This is a genomic window from Rheinheimera nanhaiensis E407-8 (assembly GCF_000296695.1).
Lineage (GTDB): Bacteria > Pseudomonadota > Gammaproteobacteria > Enterobacterales > Alteromonadaceae > Alishewanella > Alishewanella nanhaiensis.
The window spans coordinates 1-16,229 of record NZ_BAFK01000028.1 but is presented as its reverse complement, the minus strand read 5'-3'; the positions used below and the strand labels follow the sequence as shown (position 1 = coordinate 16,229).

Sequence of the window (16,229 nt, the reverse complement as noted above, 5' to 3'; positions counted from 1 at the left end):
ATATGTTATTATTTGAATCGTTATCGAAATCAAGTATCGTGCTTATATTAATAAATTGTTGGATTTAGAGGGTTGGATGCGCTGGTTATTATGTTTGACATTGCTGTTTCAAGTTGCAGAAGCCGCCGATTGGTTAAGCGCAATGCGCGCTTATGAAGAGGGCGAGTATAGTGTTGCACATAGCCAGTTTTCGACGCTCGCTCGGCTGGGCAACGAGCAGGCTGCTTTTAATTTGGCAGCGATGGCATTTCATGGACAAGGCCAACCGGTGGATAAAGTGCTTGCAGTGGCGCATTTTGGTTATGCGTCCTTTCTTGGACATCCTGATGCTGAAAAATTGAAAAACAATATCTCGCAGACATTATCTGCCGACCAGATAACGCAAGCTATTGAACTGCAGAATAAATTTTCACAAGCGTTGCTGATCCCCATCGCTAACTCTCCTGATACACCATTACCCGATGAACGAGCACCGTTGTCTGGCAATGCACCAACGCTGCAGGCTAAGGTCATAAAGCAGGTACAGCCGGAATACCCTAGAAATGCGGCAAGACATGGCATCACGGGTTATGTGAAGATGCGTTTTTTGCTTGATGCCGCTGGCGAAGTTACGGTTATTGACGTAATCGATAGCTTCCCGCGACACGTTTTTGAACGCGAGTCAAAACGTAGCCTAGCAAAGTGGCAGTATGAAGCAACAGGTAAGCCCGCTGTCCGCATTATGCAGTTTGATTTTTCGCTGGAAAACAACGGGCTGATAACGCCGGAGCTATTGGTACAACAAATTGAAAAACATCAGTTATGGTTGTATGCGATAGCTGGGGCGCCACAGTATCAACAGCAATTAGGCACCTTGCTCGAGCTTTTGCATAAATACAGTAGGAATAACCTGCGGATAGACAATACGTTAACACTTGACCCGGCAAACCCTGATTGGTCGGTTTTTACTCATGTCACTCACGAGACGGCAAAGTCAGCGGCTGTGGTAATTACAGAAATGTTCACTCCGCATTTTTGGTGGCGGCAAGCGGCCAAAAATGGCAACTATGAAGCTCAACGCATACTCAGTGCAGACGACGTTCGGTGGCGTGATTATTTGGCTCAACAGCAGGACGCAGAAGTGATGGCTTGGTACGGTGCTGAACGGTTTATACAGGGGAATACTGAATTTGGGATTTCGATGCTCGATAGCGCGATAAAGCTCGGTAGCAGCAATGCTGAGCGGATAAAAGAGGTTTTACTAGCGAAATAGCCTTATAGACCAACTGTCGGTAATAAACACAGATCGCCAACAATGCTAGGTTGGTACGGGTTACAAGAATATAAAATACATTACATAATGCATTGAAATTATTATTTTTTTATAAATTAAAGCAGGGGTATAAAATGAAAAAGTGGCTGGGGTTGGCGTTACTGTGTTGTAGCACAGTGCAGGCCGATATGCTGGATGCGTTAAAGGCCTATGAGCAGAAAAATTATGCCGAGGCGCAGCAGCAGTTTGCTGAACTATTACCACTGGGCAATGAGCTGGCCGCTTTTAACCTGGGGGTAATGGCTTATCAGGGCGAAGGGCAAGATAAAGATCTGACCTCTGCACTGGCTTATTTTAAGTTGGCAGCGGCGCTAAAGCATCCACAAGCCGAGCAGCTGCTGACACAGATTCAAGCCGAGTTAAATGCGGAACAACTCAGTCAGGCGGAATCACAGCTTGCCCGACTGCAAAGGGCTGTGACAATACAGCCGATATCACTGGAAAAATCACCTGAAAAGGTGTTGCCTGAGCCGGTCAAGCGGGTAGCACCGGACTACCCGATGGAAGCGGCGCGTAAAGGATTGTTTGGTTACGTCACCTTAAGATTTTTGGTCGATGAAGCCGGCCAGGTCACTGCAATCGACACCCTAGACGCTTATCCGGAAAAGGTGTTTAACAAGTCTGCCATGCGTGCGGTTAAACGTTGGCAATATGAAGCAACCGGTGCCAAGCACATGTTAAAGGTGCGGCTGGATTACTCGTTAGGCGATGGTATTACCAAAGTGTCTGAGATAGAAAAGCTGGAGCAAAAACACCAGCTGTGGCAATTTGCGTCGGCTGGTGCGCCGCAGTATCAGTTTGTCTTAGGTACCTTACTGTCGTTGCTGGAAATACAAAGCCATAATGGTTTCTGGTTCGATCCTGACTTGCCATTGTCAGCTCAGCCCGATTTTAGTATTTATAAAAACCGTGCCCATTTAAAGGCAGATTTGGACGGGTTTTGGGGTTATGCCGTAGTTAGGGTAGATCAGCAGGGTGTTATTACCGAGCAGCTCAGAACAGAGTTTGATAGCAAGAGCACCCTTAGCAGCCTGATTGGACATAAGCTTGAAGGCAAAGTCGAGTCCGATGTGTACCGCTTGTACCGGCATGCGGATCAGCGCTCCAGACGCGTTGCTGTTGTGCCGTCCGTTACCGCTCCCGCCTCTATGTCGGCGATGTTTTGGTGGGAGCAGGCAGCCAAAAATGGCAACCTGGAAGCGCAGCGGGTGATGGCAGCACATAACACCCAGTGGGAGAATTATCTGCTGGCGCAGCAAGACGGCGAGGTAATGGCCTGGGCTGGTACCCGCTTAATCCTAGAAGGCCAGCGTGAGCAAGGCATGCAGTTGCTGGAGCAGGCGATAGCGAAAAACTACCAACCAGCCAAAGAAATGAAACAGCAGTTTATGTAATGGCAGCGCTGTTGCAGTCGTAAACAAAACGCCCGTTACGGGCGTTTTTGCTATCAGATATAGGCAAAAGCATCGGCGTACATATGCTCGCGGTGGGCGCCTTGCTCAATAAAGGCGTCGCGCACTACACCGGCCATGGCAAAAGGCCCGGCGACATAAATATCGTAGGCCTCCAGCGAGATAAAATCCTCTAACACGGCTTGGTGTACCATACCGGTTCTGCCCTGCCAGTTGGTATCCGGCTGCTGCACTACCGGAATAAAGCGGTATTTGCTGTGTTGGGCGGCCCACTGCTGCATTACGCTGGCGTGATAGAGTGCACTTTGCTCGCGCACGCCCCAATAAACAAATACCGGCTGGTCCAGCTTAGCGGCGGCGATGCTTTGTGCAATGCTGTACACGTAGGAAAAACCGGTGCCGCCGGCAACTAAAATTACCGGCCGCTCGCTGTCGGCGCGAAACTGTGCCTGGCCTAAGCCAATTTCGGCCAGTACTGGCTGCTGTAGCTGATATTGTTGCAGCAAATGCGCCAACGCCTGGCTGGCATATTGATCATTCACGCTGCCGCCAATATGCAGCTCCAGCTGTTTAGCGCCCGGAATGCTGGCAATGGAAAATGGCCTTTTGTCGCTGTCGGTTAAACACAGCTGTAAATACTGGCCGCTGCTAAAGCTGACCGGTGTATTAGGGGTTAACAGCACCCGGTTGACGGTGGGCGTTAAGGCTTCAATTAAATCTACGGTACACAAAGTTGTTGTCATAATGCTCTCAGCGTGGGCCTGTCGCTTAGCCACGGATAAAAGGGTGGTGCAAAACCAAATCGGTACAGGGATAGGCTAAACAACAGTAGGTAAACTGCTGTTGTTTGTCCAGTTCAGTCAGCGGTTGCGGTTCGGCGTAACGTACCTCGCCACTGGTTAGTTTACAAACACAGCTGGTGCAGACGCCCTGCCGGCAGCGGTTGGGAAAATCGATACCATTGCGCAGCGCTGCCTCCAGCACTGTTTCACCCTCATGCACGGCAAAACTAAGCTGGGCCGGTGCTATGGTCACCAGATGTGTCATTAGCTGTGCTCCCTGGCCGGCAGAGGAATACCCAGGCTGTGCCAGATGCTGTCGATGCGCTGTTTTATCGCCTCGTCCATTACAATCGGCTCGCCCCATTCGCGTGTGGTTTCGCCCGGCCATTTGTTGGTAGCATCCAGGCCCATTTTTGAGCCTAAGCCGGATACCGGTGAAGCAAAATCGAGATAATCGATTGGCGTATTTTCTATCAGCGTGGTGTCGCGCGCCGGATCCATCCGGGTGGTAATGGCCCAAATCACGTCCTGCCAGTCACGGGCATTAATATCATCGTCGCAGACAATGACAAACTTGGTGTACATAAACTGGCGCAGGAAAGACCACACGCCCATCATCACCCGCTTGGCATGCCCAGGGTATTGCTTTTTCATGGTCACTACCGCTAAGCGGTAAGAGCAGCCTTCCGGCGGCAGATAAAAGTCGGTAATTTCCGGAAATTGCTTTTGCAAAATCGGCACAAACACTTCATTTAATGCCACGCCCAAAATAGCAGGTTCATCCGGTGGCCGGCCGGTGTAGGTGCTGTGGTAAATCGGCTCCTTACGCATGGTAAGGTGCGTCACGGTAAATACCGGGAAGTTATCCACTTCATTGTAATAACCGGTATGGTCGCCGTACGGGCCTTCGGGCGCCATTTCGCCTGGGGCGATATAGCCTTCCAGTACAATTTCAGCGCTGGCCGGTACCTGTAAATCATTACTAATGCATTTGACCACTTCAGTGTTATCACCACGCAGCAGGCCGGCAAAGCCGTATTCCGATAAGGTATCCGGTACCGGGGTTACTGCACCTAAAATGGTGGCCGGGTCTGCGCCCAGCGCCACCGATACCGGGTAGTTTTGCCCGGGGTTGGCTTTTTGAAACTCAAAAAAATCCAGCGCACCGCCGCGGTGCGATAACCAGCGCATGATCAGTTTGTTTTTACCCAGCAGCTGCTGGCGGTAAATGCCTAAATTCTGCCGCGCTTTATGCGGGCCCTTGGTCACCGTTAAACCCCAGGTGATCAGCGGCGCTGCATCGCCGGGCCAGCAGGTCATTATCGGCAGCCGGGTTAAATCCACCTGCTCGCCAGTTAATACCAGTTCCTGACAGGCGGCTTTTTTCACCTGCCTGGGCGACATATTCAGCACCTGCTTAAAAATAGGCAGCTTGCTAAAGGCGTCTTTTAAGCCTTTGGGTGGCTCTGGCTCTTTTAAAAACGCCAGTAACTTGCCCACTTCGCGCAGTGCGCTAACATCTTCCTGACCCATGCCCAGCGCTACCCGCTGCGGGGTGCCAAACAGGTTTGCCAGTACCGGCATGCTGTGGCCGGTGACGTTTTCAAACAGCAGGGCCGGGCCGCCGGCGCGTAAGGTGCGGTCGGCAATTTCGGTCATTTCCAGTACCGGGCTTACCTCGGCCTTTACCCGCACCAGTTCGCCACGCTGCTCCAGCTGGGCAATAAAATCGCGTAAGTCTTTATATTTCATGCTCGCCATCAGGCCATTTAGGTCAATGCCGGCTATTATACAGCTCTGTGTCGGCCTTACCAGTTTTAGCCTGCTAAGCGGCTGGGGCTGGCGGGCGGCGCGTTTTATACTAAGCCGGTGTAAAACAAAACAGCGGTTTATACGATGGCAGAGCAAGAAGGGGTCATAAAATTTCAGTTGCAATATCAGCAGCAGACGGCGCTAACCGCAGAGGATGTGGCAGAGCTAAATAGCTGGCGCACTATCATGCTGCAGCTGGGCATGCTGGGCCAAACGCCCACGCGTTATGACAACTATGGTTTTGGCAATATCAGCCAGCGTTATGGCAGTGGCAATCAGTTTATCATCAGTGGGAGCCAAACCGGTGGCATTGCCAATATGACGGCCGCGGATTACGCGCTGGTCACGCAGTGTCAGCCAGCGCAAAACCGTATCGTGGCGCTAGGGCAAACCAAGCCCTCGTCTGAGGCGATGACACATGGTCAGTTGTATCAGTTAAATGCAGATATTCACTTTATTATTCATGCCCATTGTCCGGCCATTTGGCAGCAGGCCGCTGCGCTTGGGCTGGCGCAAACCCAGGCACAGGTGCCGTATGGCACAGTGGCGATGACCGAAGAAGTGGCCAGGTTATTTGCCCAAACCGCCGTATTGCAGCAGGGTATTTTTACTATGGCCGGCCATGAAGATGGCGTAGTGGCCTTTGGCGCCACAGCAGCGGCGGCAGCCGGGCGGTTAATACGCTGTTATGCCAGTGCACTTAAGCGCGGCGGCCGGCCAAATTAACGCAATAAGCTGATAAAAACTGGCAACTTAGGCGCAGGGGCGCTAAAGTCGATGCAGTGTTTGCTTAACTAACCCGTTCGTCTATGCATTTCCCCGACAGTATCAAGCAACAGACCTGCAGTGATTGTTTAACTGGTAAGGATTTAGGCTTTCAAATCCGCATGGCGTTTCAGCCTATTATCGACTGGCAGAGCAAAAGCATTTTTGCCTACGAAGCGCTGGTACGTGGGCCAGAAGGCGAGGGCGCTGGCTGGGTGTTTTCACATATTAACGATAACAACAAATACTATTTCGACCAGGCCTGTCGGGTAAAGGCGATAGAAACTGCGGCCAAACTGGGCTGCAATGCCTTTTTAAATATCAACTTTTTACCCAATGCGGTATACAACCCGGACACCTGCATTAAAGCCACCATCGAAGCGGCAGATTTATATGGTTTTGACCTGACCAAGCTGATTTTTGAAGTCACCGAAGGCGAGCAAATTCCGGATAAAGACCATTTAAACCGCATTTTCAGAAGTTATGCCAAGCGCGGTTTTCAAACGGCGATTGACGATTACGGCGCAGGCTATGCCACGCTGGATTGGTTAACAGAGCTAAAGCCCGATATTTTAAAGCTGGATATGCAGCTTATTCGTCATATTGAGCAGCACCCGGCGAAGCAGTTTATTGTCGAGCAAACCCTTGCCCAATGCGAGTTACAGGGCACCAAGGTGCTGGCAGAGGGCATCGAAAGCAAAGCCGAATTGGCTTATTTAAGCTCAGTGGGCATTCGCTATTTTCAGGGGTATTATTTTGCCAGGCCACAATTAGAATACCTGGCGGCAGCTGCTGAACTGCCGGTATTGCAGTAAAAAAGGCGCCAACTGGCGCCTTTTGCTTAACCGCTTCACTAAAAGTTATAACTGACTTTACCGTATACCAGCCGGCCAGAGCGGCCAAACGGTGAGTAGTTAGAAAACGGCGTATTACCGGTACCGTTTAACACCACCGGAAACGCATCGGGGTACTGATCAAACAGGTTGTCCATGCCCACCGCTAACCGCCAGTTGTCGGTAATGTCGATGCGGCCTTCAAGATCCACCAGCGTTTTTGCACTTAGGGTAAAATCGCGCTCGGCTGAGGTGCCCGGGGTTAACACTTCACCGTAGCGGGTAGCCCGCAGGGTAACGCCCAGGTTTTCCATCGTCCAGTTGACGATGGCGCCCAGTTTGTTTTTTGGCGTACCCTCTTCAAAGGTCAGCACATTAATGCGGCCAAACAGCTCAGGTGCCGGATCCAGTGCGGCCAGTTCTGCCGTTTGCGGTACTGCCGTAACGTCGGTCGAGTTAACGTTGGCCACCAGCGTCAAATCGAAGTCGCCACTGGCAACTGTGGGCAGGTTCCAGTTTACCACCACATCGACACCGGTGGTTTCGGTGTCTACACCGTTAATAAAGAAACGGCCACCACCAATACCAATAAAGCCTTGATCAGACAGATAGTCGCGCACATTGGCGGCGGTCAGGTTTTCTGACAGCACTATGCGATCATCAATGTCGATCCGGTAACCGTCTATGGTAATAGACACATCGCCCAACCGCAGTACAGTACCAATCGAGAAGTTGGTTGACTCTTCGGCATCCAGCGGTTTGGCACCTAAGGCCACGGCGACCGGATCGTTGACCGGGAAGGTGGTAATGTCAAAGGGCACGCCATTAATAAAGTTGGTGGAGGTACTGGTGAAGAACTGCTGCTGCAGCGATGGCGCCCTAAAGCCATTTTGCACCGAGCCACGCAGGGCAAAACTGTCGCTGATATCGTAGCGCAGCGCTAACTTGCCGGTAAGGTTACTGCCAAAGTCAGAGTAATCTTCCGCCCGCACGGCCACCGAGCCCAACATCTGATCAGTCAGGTTGGCTTCTAAGTCGACAAACACACCCACAGCGGTGCGGTGCTCGTTAACCTGATTGGCCGGGCGAAAGCCAGGAAATACCTGCGCGCCGCTTTGTGTCGGGCTGCCATTGGGCAGCAGTACACCGCCGTTACGGTAAGAATCGGGCTCACCGGCAAAAATGCTGTAGTTTTCCCGCCGCCACTCGGCGCCCATGGCAATATTCACCGGTGATGCCAGTGCCGCCACGTCAAACGAGGTGACCGCCGAAAAGTTACCCACCAGCTGGTCGTAATTAAAGCCACCGGCATCAAACTCGGTTTTACTGCTCGGGCCAATAGAGCGGTTAACGGTGTTTTCAATGGTAAATTCCATCTGGTTAAAACCGTACACCAAGGAGGTATCAAAGCTCCAGTCGCCACTGTCCCACTCATAACCAATGGCCGAGCTGGTGTCGGTTACGTCTGGCGCAATAATGGGCAAGAAGCCGTCCGGGTGCACTTCAATCACATTGCGGTCATCCAGCGCCCGGCGATAAAAACCACCGGATTTGGCCGCTCTGTCCTGATAGCTGAGCCAGCTGTAAAACTTGCCCGGGCCTATATCAATACCGGTATTGACGAACAGCGTCAGCTGCTCAATTTGCGGCTCGCCATACCAGGCGTTAAAACGGTTAATCTCTTGCTCGCGTGGGTCAAAAGCACCGTTTACCAGCGGATACTGCTGGCGAAAATCCCAGCCACCGCGTTCGGTACGTTCGGCATCTTTATACTCGGCCGATACAGTGACATAGCCCTGGCCGGCCAGATCAAAGCCTTTCCAGCCGGAAAAAGTTACGGTTTCACCGTCACTGACCGAGCGCGAAATGGGGTTAGGCGCACTCCAGGTCGCCCCAGCCGGCGGCGTGTCGGTTGGCGTGCTGTAGTTGGTATCGCGATAACCATAAGAGGCGGTAAAGTTACCCCCTTCGCTGGCTTCGCGCAGCCGTACGTTTAGCACACCGGCTATCGCATCTGAGCCATACTGCGCTGAGGCGCCATCACGCAGCACTTCAACCGAGCTGATGGCGGCAGTGGGTATGGTGTTTAAATCTACCGCCGAGGCGCCCCGGCCGACAGTGCCGTTAACATTCACTAATGAGGCGGCGTGGCGGCGTTTTGAATTCACCAGCACCAGTGACTGATCGGGCGATAAGCCGCGCAAGGTCGCCGGTCTTATGGTGTCGGTGCCATCGGCCAGGCCCGGCCGTGGAAAGTTAAATGACGGCAGCGCCACCGACAGTGCCTGGTTTAGCTCGGTATTACCGGCGCGCTCTAACGCGTCGGCGCCGACAATATCAATCGGCACCGCCGTATCTGACACCGAACGGCCCGCCACCCGGGTACCGGTTACCACAATTTGTTCAATTTTCTGCTCTTCGCTGGCCCCGGTATCGGCCGCTTGCTGCGCCCAGGCATAAGGAGCGCCTAACGCGGTAGCCAGCGCCAAGGTGAGTGCAGCGGGTTTAAAGTTGCGCATAGTGTTCTCCATCTTATTGTTACCCTGGATATCGTTATGGTGAACCACTCTCAGCCGGTAATGGCGGCTGACGACAGAATGATGTTATAAACTGTAGCTCATGTTAGCGGTTTTGTTATAGCATAGCCGTCCAGATGTCTTATATGCGACCTTAGTCGCTTTAGTTCAGCCAACAGGATAAAAAATGAAGCGAGACACTAAGCTGATCCATGCCGGCCGGGCGAAACAGTACACCGGCAAAGTGGTTAACCCGCCGCTGGTGCGGGCCTCGACTATTGTATTTGACAGCTTTGCCGAGCTTAAGCACGCCACACTGAACCGGGGTAACCGGGTGCCGTTTTATGGCCGGCGAGGCACCGACACCCACTTTGCTTTGCAGCAAGCCATTTGCGAGGTAGAAGGCGGGGCTGGCTGCGCGCTGTATCCGTGCGGGGCTGCCGCCATCAGCGGTGCCTTACTGGCGTTTTTGCAAAGTGGTGACCATCTGCTAATGGTCGACAGTGCCTACGAGCCCACCCGCGCCCTGTGTGACAAACTGTTGACCGGGCTGGGTATTGAAACCACCTATTACGATCCGCAAATCGGTGCCGCTATCGCCGGCCTGATAAAGCCCAATACCAAAGTCATTTTTCTCGAATCACCAGGTTCGTTAACCTTTGAAATGCAGGATATTCCGGCCATCACCGCCGTGGCTAAACAGCATAATATCGTTACCATTTTAGATAACACCTGGGCCTCGCCGATTTTATGTCAGCCGTTTACGCTGGGGGTAGATGTGTCGGTGCAGTCGGCCACCAAATATATTGTCGGCCACTCTGATGTGATGCTGGGCACCGCCAGCGCCAATGAAAAACACTGGCCACAGTTACGTGAACACAGCTATTTACTGGGCTATTGCGCCTCGGCCGACGACGCCTACACCGCGCTGCGCGGCCTGCGCACGTTGTCGGTACGGCTAAAGCAGCACGAGCAAAGTGCGCTTAGCGTGGCCAACTGGTTAAGCCAGCGGCCCGAGGTAGCAACGGTATTGCACCCGGCACTGCCAGGCCACCCCGGCCATGCCATTTTTAAGCGCGACTTTTCCGGCAGTAATGGCTTGTTTTCCTTTGTATTAAAGCAAGGCAGCCAGCAGCAGGTTGAAGCCTTTATCGAGGGTATGGCGCATTTTAAAATGGGCTTTTCCTGGGGCGGCTACGAGAGTTTAATTACCGCTACGATGAAAGTGCAAAACCTGCGCACAGCCACTACCTGGCCTTACAGCGGGCCGTTAATCCGCCTGCATATCGGCCTGGAAGATGTCGAAGATTTACTTGCCGATTTAAGCGCCGCTTTTGTGCGGTTTCATCAGGCTGAGCTAACCAGTTATGACGACAGCCAACGTTAAAACGACACTCAAAATTCTGTCGCGCTGATTCAGCTGACTTCCCTGGGCTTATCACGCCGTCATAAACCGCGCGCCGTCAGAAGCGTATTTATTGGTCTAAAACTTAACGCTCTTCCCGGGCGAGACGGTCATCGCGTTCGCGCAGCAGCCAGTAGACCACACCGAGCACAAGGGTTGCTCCAGCCAGCGCAGCAATGGTGCTCGCGGCGGTATCGCTCGAATCCAGGATGACAAACTTGCGGCTTAAAGCAATGAGCGCGATGAGCACAACGGTTTTAACCTGGATGATGCTAGAGCGCCGAAAGGCAACGAGAATAATCGAATGCTTGAATTCCATGGCGATAAGTAGCGTCATAATCATGCCAAAGAGCGCCTGAAAGACGTCGTGTTCAAGTGGATCTGGCGCGCCGCTGAGCAACAACAGAATAACGCGGGTGATGAGCTGCAGGAGCGCCAGTGCAATGACCGACGCGATCACAAGACTCAGAATGATGGCAACCACCTGCTCGAAGCGCTCATAAATGGACATAATCGGCCAATGCTTACGTGTTTCAGAAAAGAAACGCCACCGTGTGCGGTGTTTGCTGTCCATATTTGTCGCTCCGTTTGTTGGGAGGGGGTTGCTCTAACGCCCCGCGCATGCGCGCGAACGTGTGAGCATCGTAGGGGCCCTAGGCCCGAATGACGTGGGTTTGTTATGTGCTGCTCAAACTATGTGCTGCAATGTATAACATTGCAACATAATCTGGAGTAATTACCATGAAAAGCGACATGCTGAGCAAACGCATAGGTGATGACACAAAAGTGGCTTTTACTCACAGTTGCGATAACGTCGGGCTAAGTCCATCACAAGCTATTAACCTTTTGTTCTTGCAGCATAATAATAACAAAAGCTAATAAATTAGAAGTCTTAAAGTGACTGATTTTGGCAAAGCCTTTTGTGAATAGGGTATATCCTAGCAAAACACCCAAAGCAGAAGAAAAGGCATGAGTTACAAAAGACAATATGGTTGATTGAGCATCCCCCATGAAAAGCTCAATCAAGTAAAAAGTAATTGGCATTACAATAAGTAACGTCCAGAGCCATTGCTTGGCTGATAACTCTTTCACTTAACTCTCCAAAAATTTACAACGCTCGCAGCACAGGCCGAAACCCGCGCAGCGGTGAGGTCCAGGCCACGCAATGGCTGAACCTGATACGCATTGTTAGGCGCATATACCCTACACACTTTTATGCACCTCATAACGCAGCTCAGCCATGCCTACGCCCAACTGGCGAACGGAAACGAGCTGGAGTGTTGGGCTTAAAACACAGCGAGGAAAAAGGGGTTTGCCTTTACCAAGAGTGGCAGAGCCAATTTGAACAATAATCTGATCCAGTAGGCCTGCGTCATAGAACTGACCAGCCAGGTCGCCACCGCCTACAATCCAAATATTTTTGTCTTTAGCCGCCCCCCTCATTTCTCTATGAATTTGATGTACATCTCCATTTGCAAAATGGATATCTGCTCCATCAATTATGGGCAGCTTACGACTTGAAAATATCCATGCTGGTTGGCTATAAGGCCATGGTGAGCCAGTTTCTTTAGCTACCTGCTCAGCATGGCGCACCATCCATTCATAGGTTGCTGACCCCATAGCCAACGCGCCTACTTCAGATATGAATTCTGGATAACTAGAATTGTTAAGCTCCCCAAGAGGGAAAAGCCAATCAAGAGAATCATCCTCAGTCGCGAGAAATCCATCAAGACTTGTGGCTGTGTAATATTGCGTTTTCATTGTTTATATACCTGCTAATTTTATTCGCTTGACGCTCAAAGCAGCCGCGCTGTAAGCGTCGGCTGCCTTTGCTTGTTAGCTGAAAACCAACCGTAAACTGCCAATTGCGAACCTTAAAGCACTCATTGTTCACATCACAAACTCGACTGGTGCTGAACTGATGTCTTCAACATTTATGTGAATAACTTTTGACTCAATAGCAGAGTAATATGAAAAGCTGATTGAAAGTGCTTTACCCATGCCATTTTTGAAATTGAAAGTATGTTTATTGGTTGAATTCTCGGCAATGCCTGAAAATAAATCAGTTTGGAAAACCTCGTATTTATCTTCTGTTATCTGCAATCTCACCAGCTCAATTTCGTATCCATTTCTAACTTTTGTCGGGTACGTTACGGTATATCTGAATCCGATAGGGCTGTGTTCTGGATCCATCGCCTGCAGATTGATCCCGTATAAATTAAGAACATCCGCCGTGCCATCCAAGTTTATATAAGTCCGCTTATCTGCATATGCTGAGAACGATAAAAACGTTAAGAAGACAAAAATGAATCTCGAAATATTCAACGGACTTTCCTTTTCAGCTAACGCAAAGCTTTGGGGCGGCTGGAGCGCAGCGTAAGCCGTCCCAGCCACGATAGTGGCGACAACAGCGCCTTGTTATAAGTACTTAAATGCAATCGTAACCTGTCCCACAGGAAACAAGCAAAGGTACAAACCACCAAAAAGGTGAGAGAAATAGACTTATGCTGAGAAATACGATGTGCGGTAATACAGTGTCATTAGCTTTAGTTAGCACTAAGTTGATATATAAAAAAACAATACCGTAAATAGCTAAAGCAAGAAACCAGACTAAGAAATAGTGAATACCTGACTGTTCTCCGAAAGCTAAGAATAAGCTTGCACCCAATAGCGAAGCTACCAACACAGCTAATGAGGCAAAGATAAGACCTTTTTTACGCTGGAAAAAATACAATGCTTCTATGCAGAGTATTGCGATCAAAAAAGGTATTAAATACTCGAATGATTTATCCATGCTTCCCTGTACTTATAACGCAAAGCACACGGGTGACGACCGCGCAGCGGTAGGCATCCCAGCGACCGAAGGGCGCGAGTGATGCGCCTTGTTATATGCGACATTAAACTTGCTCTAAAGGCACAATGACCGCATAAGTTAAGTCAAAACAAAACCAGATACACAAGCTAACAAATAAGCCAATTGCGCCATATTCACTAGTGGACCAAATTGTTAGAAGCAATAATAAAAAAAATCCAACCATGAATAACAAAGTAGCAAGCAGCCAATGTGCTTTGACTTTGATATTGCACGAGTTGCATTTGGAACCAACGAATCCCATTAGCCCCCACACGCTTACCGTTGCTTGTTTGCATTTGGGACATCTACGCTTCATGCATCACCATTAGCATATAACGCCGCCATAAATTGCGGCTTTGTAGTTGATTGTTTTGTGGTAGCGTAGCGTTTAACCACAAAACAAGCGATGGAAAAGCCGTCAATTTGATGGCCTTGTTACAAGCTGACGGACTATAAGCCAAAACACCACACCTGAAACTGCGCCGCAAAAGCCGAAACCCAGCAGGAACTCTGCTTGATAGAGAAGACCTGCTGTAGTGTAACTGCCATTTTCGATAATTATTGTTTGCCCCACAACACTGCGAGTGGTGCTGCCTGGAAAACTTAATAGTAGCCACGGGGCGACTGAGATTATTGCACCACCTAAAGTTAAAGAACGGAAAGTAATGCAACCGTTCGCCTTAAGAAGCAAATAAGCTGGTATGCCAATAACTACGGAAATAACCCAACTTACAACTACCGCCCAAGCAGCTATTCCACCAAATATTTCGCTAACACCGCCATTTAGCAATACCCATGTTAGAGCACCTATAGGCGGAGCTATGAAAAATCCACTAATGTGGTACAACAATGCTCGATTCATTTTGCCTTGTAACGCCCCGCGCATGCGCGCGAACGTATGAGCGTCGCAGGGGCCGCAGGCCCCGAATGACGCGGATTGTTATAAGCTGCCAGACTTAAACACATAACTAGCAGCCTTTACTTTTATTACATCACCGCTTTGCATTTGAAGAGTGAACTCGTTGCCAGACGACTTTGCATCCAAGATAGAGTTCGAAGGCCCCCATTCGTTGCACCGTGGGCACTCCAATGCAGTTACAGATTCAAAGCTTAATATATAAGGAACAGCAATCAACCCTTTGGTTACAAAAGCCGATAGCGACACTTTGACTTCAGCTTTAGGCCAATCGAAAACGATCTTTTCAAGTAGCGCATCATGCAGTGGCAAACTATCAAAACTCAAACATTGCTCCCTAGCTTATAACGCAAAGCACACGGGCGGCGAGCCGCGCAGCGGGTTGACGACCCAGCGGCCGCAGGCCGCGAGTGATGCGTCTTGTTATGAGGTGTTGCATTACACCAATGTTGATTTAAAAAACTTGGCATAAGCCAACCTTAAAATATTACCTAATACGAGATAAAAACCGCCATTTAGTAAGATGATTACCCCAACAAAAACGTAGTCACCAGCACCAATTAATTGACCACCGAGAACCAACAAGAAAAACCCCGTTTGGCCATAAAAATAATGTGAACGGTGACATATCAACTTTAAGCAATAGTAACAAAGCCGGAGCAGCTAACCCTGCGATGAACAACAAGAGGTTGTGGTTACGCAATTGTTTTCACCTCATAACGCCGCCATAAAAGGCGAGCAACTTGTTGCGAGTCCAGCGTGTGCAACGCGCGATTTTTAATGGCCTTGTTAGGTGAATGGCTCATAAGTATTTCGGATTCTTTTGCCATTTCTCGCCTCTTTCTAGAGCTTCGATTGAGCCCTTTGCCCAGCTTCTGATGCTTTCATCTGGATTCTGCAATTCATTTACAAGAAAAGGAATTACCGATTTATCCTCACACTCACCAAGGAGCTCTATCAATTTGCCGCGTGTATATGGGTCTTTATACTTATCCAACAATCTAATTATCTCTGGCACCGCTTCGCTGGCGGAAGGTCTGGTGCCCCAGTACGCGTCTTCAAATGTCATAGCATCGGTGTTGATAATAGCTTTTATCCATCGACTGAGATTTGATGATTTCATGCTCACCTAACGCCGTCCACAGCGGCGAGCGTAGCGAGTCCGGCAGCCAAAGGCTGCGAAATGCTGGGCCTTGTTAGGTGTCGTCACGGTCAACACAAAAATACAATCCTACAGAAACCCAGACGACTAAACATATCAAAAACCAGCCAGGCTTTTCAGTCCAATATATGTCTCCACCTCGACCAGGTATTACACCAAAATACAAAACTGCGATTATGGTTAATGACCATATGAGTGAAACAAATACCCGTGTTTTCTTAAGCTCAACTTCCCTTTGCTTAAACTGATTGATCTCATAGTCACTTAAGTAAGGGGAGCTTTTAGCATCCAAACGAGCAATCATCTTTTCCAATTGCACCTTATCTTTAATGCTTAAAGTGTCGTCTGAGGTAAGAATGTTTTTCATCTCATCAATAGAGTTTCGCTCAAAACGACTGAAGATCACCGTAACCACCTAACGCCCAAAGCAGCGGCGCGCGTTAGCGCGTCCAGCCCGAAG

19 protein-coding genes are annotated in these 16,229 nt (G+C 50.0%); 6 read left to right on the top strand and 13 right to left on the bottom strand.

Annotation, left to right across the window (positions count from 1 at the left end; all coding sequences use genetic code 11):
- The first annotated feature begins 76 nt into the window (after positions 1-76).
- Together RNAN_RS18790 and RNAN_RS16805 are read left to right on the top strand one after the other, a co-directional pair.
- The gene (locus tag RNAN_RS18790; protein ID WP_008223994.1) at positions 77-1,252 is read left to right on the top strand and encodes a TonB family protein; all 1,176 of its coding nucleotides are present in this window, start codon (positions 77-79) and stop codon (positions 1,250-1,252) included.
- Positions 1,253-1,386: 134 nt separating this feature from the next.
- On the top strand, positions 1,387-2,706 hold the full coding sequence (locus RNAN_RS16805) for a TonB family protein (RefSeq protein WP_008223993.1): 1,320 nt from the start codon (positions 1,387-1,389) through the stop codon (positions 2,704-2,706).
- 53 nt (positions 2,707-2,759) lie between these two features.
- On the opposite strand, the gene fre is transcribed toward RNAN_RS16805, so the two are convergent.
- The 3 genes from fre to ubiD are packed head-to-tail and all read right to left on the bottom strand — an operon-like array spanning position 2,760 to position 5,258.
- Positions 2,760-3,467 carry an NAD(P)H-flavin reductase gene (fre, locus tag RNAN_RS16800; protein ID WP_008223992.1) on the bottom strand — a complete coding sequence of 236 codons (708 nt, stop codon included), beginning with the start codon at positions 3,465-3,467 and terminating at the stop codon, positions 2,760-2,762.
- A gap of 25 nt (positions 3,468-3,492) precedes the next feature.
- Entirely contained in the window at positions 3,493-3,771 is a 279-nt protein-coding gene (locus tag RNAN_RS16795) for a 2Fe-2S iron-sulfur cluster-binding protein (protein ID WP_008223991.1), read from the bottom strand.
- Positions 3,771-5,258, bottom strand: coding sequence for a 4-hydroxy-3-polyprenylbenzoate decarboxylase (ubiD, locus tag RNAN_RS16790; protein WP_008223990.1), 1,488 nt, complete (start codon positions 5,256-5,258; stop codon positions 3,771-3,773). The genes RNAN_RS16795 and ubiD overlap by 1 nt, the downstream gene beginning before the upstream one ends.
- Before the next feature lie 144 nt (positions 5,259-5,402).
- On the opposite strand from ubiD, the gene RNAN_RS16785 reads away from it, so the two are divergent.
- Entirely contained in the window at positions 5,403-6,044 is a 642-nt protein-coding gene (locus RNAN_RS16785) for a class II aldolase/adducin family protein (protein ID WP_008223989.1), read from the top strand.
- A gap of 161 nt (positions 6,045-6,205) precedes the next feature.
- Positions 6,206-6,898 carry an EAL domain-containing protein gene (locus RNAN_RS16780; RefSeq protein ID WP_237739945.1) on the top strand — a complete coding sequence of 231 codons (693 nt, stop codon included), beginning with the start codon at positions 6,206-6,208 and terminating at the stop codon, positions 6,896-6,898.
- A gap of 38 nt (positions 6,899-6,936) precedes the next feature.
- On the opposite strand, the gene RNAN_RS16775 is transcribed toward RNAN_RS16780, so the two are convergent.
- Positions 6,937-9,435, bottom strand: a complete 2,499-nt coding sequence (locus RNAN_RS16775) for a TonB-dependent receptor plug domain-containing protein (RefSeq protein ID WP_008223987.1) — start codon at positions 9,433-9,435, stop codon at positions 6,937-6,939.
- Between the two features lie 184 nt (positions 9,436-9,619).
- Between RNAN_RS16775 and RNAN_RS16770 the strand changes: the two genes are divergently transcribed.
- A complete protein-coding gene (locus RNAN_RS16770; protein WP_008223986.1) occupies positions 9,620-10,819 on the top strand; it encodes a cystathionine beta-lyase in 1,200 nt (399 codons plus the stop codon).
- Between the two features lie 103 nt (positions 10,820-10,922).
- On the opposite strand, the gene RNAN_RS16765 is transcribed toward RNAN_RS16770, so the two are convergent.
- Positions 10,923-11,411: a phosphate-starvation-inducible PsiE family protein gene (locus tag RNAN_RS16765; RefSeq protein WP_040552433.1), complete on the bottom strand. Its 489-nt coding sequence runs from the start codon at positions 11,409-11,411 to the stop codon at positions 10,923-10,925.
- Between the two features lie 167 nt (positions 11,412-11,578).
- On the opposite strand from RNAN_RS16765, the gene RNAN_RS19555 reads away from it, so the two are divergent.
- Entirely contained in the window at positions 11,579-11,716 is a 138-nt protein-coding gene (locus tag RNAN_RS19555) for a type II toxin-antitoxin system RelB/DinJ family antitoxin (protein WP_008223982.1), read from the top strand.
- Here the strand turns inward: RNAN_RS19555 and RNAN_RS19300 are convergent.
- The 8 genes from RNAN_RS19300 to RNAN_RS16730 form a co-directional block, all read right to left on the bottom strand.
- Positions 11,666-11,929, bottom strand: a complete 264-nt coding sequence (locus RNAN_RS19300) for a hypothetical protein (protein ID WP_162471049.1) — start codon at positions 11,927-11,929, stop codon at positions 11,666-11,668. The two genes, RNAN_RS19555 and RNAN_RS19300, sit on opposite strands and share 51 nt — an antisense overlap.
- Positions 11,930-12,040: 111 nt before the next feature.
- Entirely contained in the window at positions 12,041-12,598 is a 558-nt protein-coding gene (locus RNAN_RS16755) for a dihydrofolate reductase family protein (RefSeq protein WP_040552430.1), read from the bottom strand.
- Positions 12,599-12,727: 129 nt separating this feature from the next.
- Complete coding sequence (locus tag RNAN_RS16750; protein ID WP_040552428.1) at positions 12,728-13,231, bottom strand: hypothetical protein; 504 nt, start codon at positions 13,229-13,231, stop codon at positions 12,728-12,730.
- Positions 13,232-13,265: 34 nt separating this feature from the next.
- On the bottom strand, positions 13,266-13,631 hold the full coding sequence (locus RNAN_RS16745; protein WP_040552426.1) for a hypothetical protein: 366 nt from the start codon (positions 13,629-13,631) through the stop codon (positions 13,266-13,268).
- Between the two features lie 478 nt (positions 13,632-14,109).
- Positions 14,110-14,577: a hypothetical protein gene (locus RNAN_RS16740; RefSeq protein WP_040552424.1), complete on the bottom strand. Its 468-nt coding sequence runs from the start codon at positions 14,575-14,577 to the stop codon at positions 14,110-14,112.
- Between the two features lie 54 nt (positions 14,578-14,631).
- On the bottom strand, positions 14,632-14,934 hold the full coding sequence (locus RNAN_RS19180; protein ID WP_148275776.1) for a hypothetical protein: 303 nt from the start codon (positions 14,932-14,934) through the stop codon (positions 14,632-14,634).
- A 475-nt stretch (positions 14,935-15,409) separates the two neighbouring features.
- Positions 15,410-15,730, bottom strand: a complete 321-nt coding sequence (locus tag RNAN_RS16735; protein ID WP_040552422.1) for a HEAT repeat domain-containing protein — start codon at positions 15,728-15,730, stop codon at positions 15,410-15,412.
- Between the two features lie 73 nt (positions 15,731-15,803).
- Positions 15,804-16,175: a hypothetical protein gene (locus tag RNAN_RS16730; RefSeq protein WP_040552420.1), complete on the bottom strand. Its 372-nt coding sequence runs from the start codon at positions 16,173-16,175 to the stop codon at positions 15,804-15,806.
- Between the last annotated feature and the right edge of the window lie 54 nt (positions 16,176-16,229).

What these genes read in the sequence shown, in the direction of transcription:
- fre (WP_008223992.1), bottom strand. Translation starts at nt 3,467, where the DNA reads ATGACAACAACTTTGTGTACCGTAGATTTAATTGAAGCCTTAACGCCC.
- ubiD (WP_008223990.1), bottom strand. Translation starts at nt 5,258, where the DNA reads ATGAAATATAAAGACTTACGCGATTTTATTGCCCAGCTGGAGCAGCGT.
- RNAN_RS16795 (WP_008223991.1), bottom strand. Translation starts at nt 3,771, where the DNA reads ATGACACATCTGGTGACCATAGCACCGGCCCAGCTTAGTTTTGCCGTG.
- RNAN_RS16765 (WP_040552433.1), bottom strand. Translation starts at nt 11,411, where the DNA reads ATGGACAGCAAACACCGCACACGGTGGCGTTTCTTTTCTGAAACACGT.
- RNAN_RS19555 (WP_008223982.1), top strand. Translation starts at nt 11,579, where the DNA reads ATGAAAAGCGACATGCTGAGCAAACGCATAGGTGATGACACAAAAGTG.
- RNAN_RS16775 (WP_008223987.1), bottom strand. Translation starts at nt 9,435, where the DNA reads ATGCGCAACTTTAAACCCGCTGCACTCACCTTGGCGCTGGCTACCGCG.
- RNAN_RS16745 (WP_040552426.1), bottom strand. Translation starts at nt 13,631, where the DNA reads ATGGATAAATCATTCGAGTATTTAATACCTTTTTTGATCGCAATACTC.
- RNAN_RS16755 (WP_040552430.1), bottom strand. Translation starts at nt 12,598, where the DNA reads ATGAAAACGCAATATTACACAGCCACAAGTCTTGATGGATTTCTCGCG.
- RNAN_RS16735 (WP_040552422.1), bottom strand. Translation starts at nt 15,730, where the DNA reads ATGAAATCATCAAATCTCAGTCGATGGATAAAAGCTATTATCAACACC.
- RNAN_RS16740 (WP_040552424.1), bottom strand. Translation starts at nt 14,577, where the DNA reads ATGCGCGGGGCGTTACAAGGCAAAATGAATCGAGCATTGTTGTACCAC.
- RNAN_RS16805 (WP_008223993.1), top strand. Translation starts at nt 1,387, where the DNA reads ATGAAAAAGTGGCTGGGGTTGGCGTTACTGTGTTGTAGCACAGTGCAG.
- RNAN_RS18790 (WP_008223994.1), top strand. Translation starts at nt 77, where the DNA reads ATGCGCTGGTTATTATGTTTGACATTGCTGTTTCAAGTTGCAGAAGCC.
- RNAN_RS16785 (WP_008223989.1), top strand. Translation starts at nt 5,403, where the DNA reads ATGGCAGAGCAAGAAGGGGTCATAAAATTTCAGTTGCAATATCAGCAG.
- RNAN_RS16770 (WP_008223986.1), top strand. Translation starts at nt 9,620, where the DNA reads ATGAAGCGAGACACTAAGCTGATCCATGCCGGCCGGGCGAAACAGTAC.
- RNAN_RS16780 (WP_237739945.1), top strand. Translation starts at nt 6,206, where the DNA reads ATGGCGTTTCAGCCTATTATCGACTGGCAGAGCAAAAGCATTTTTGCC.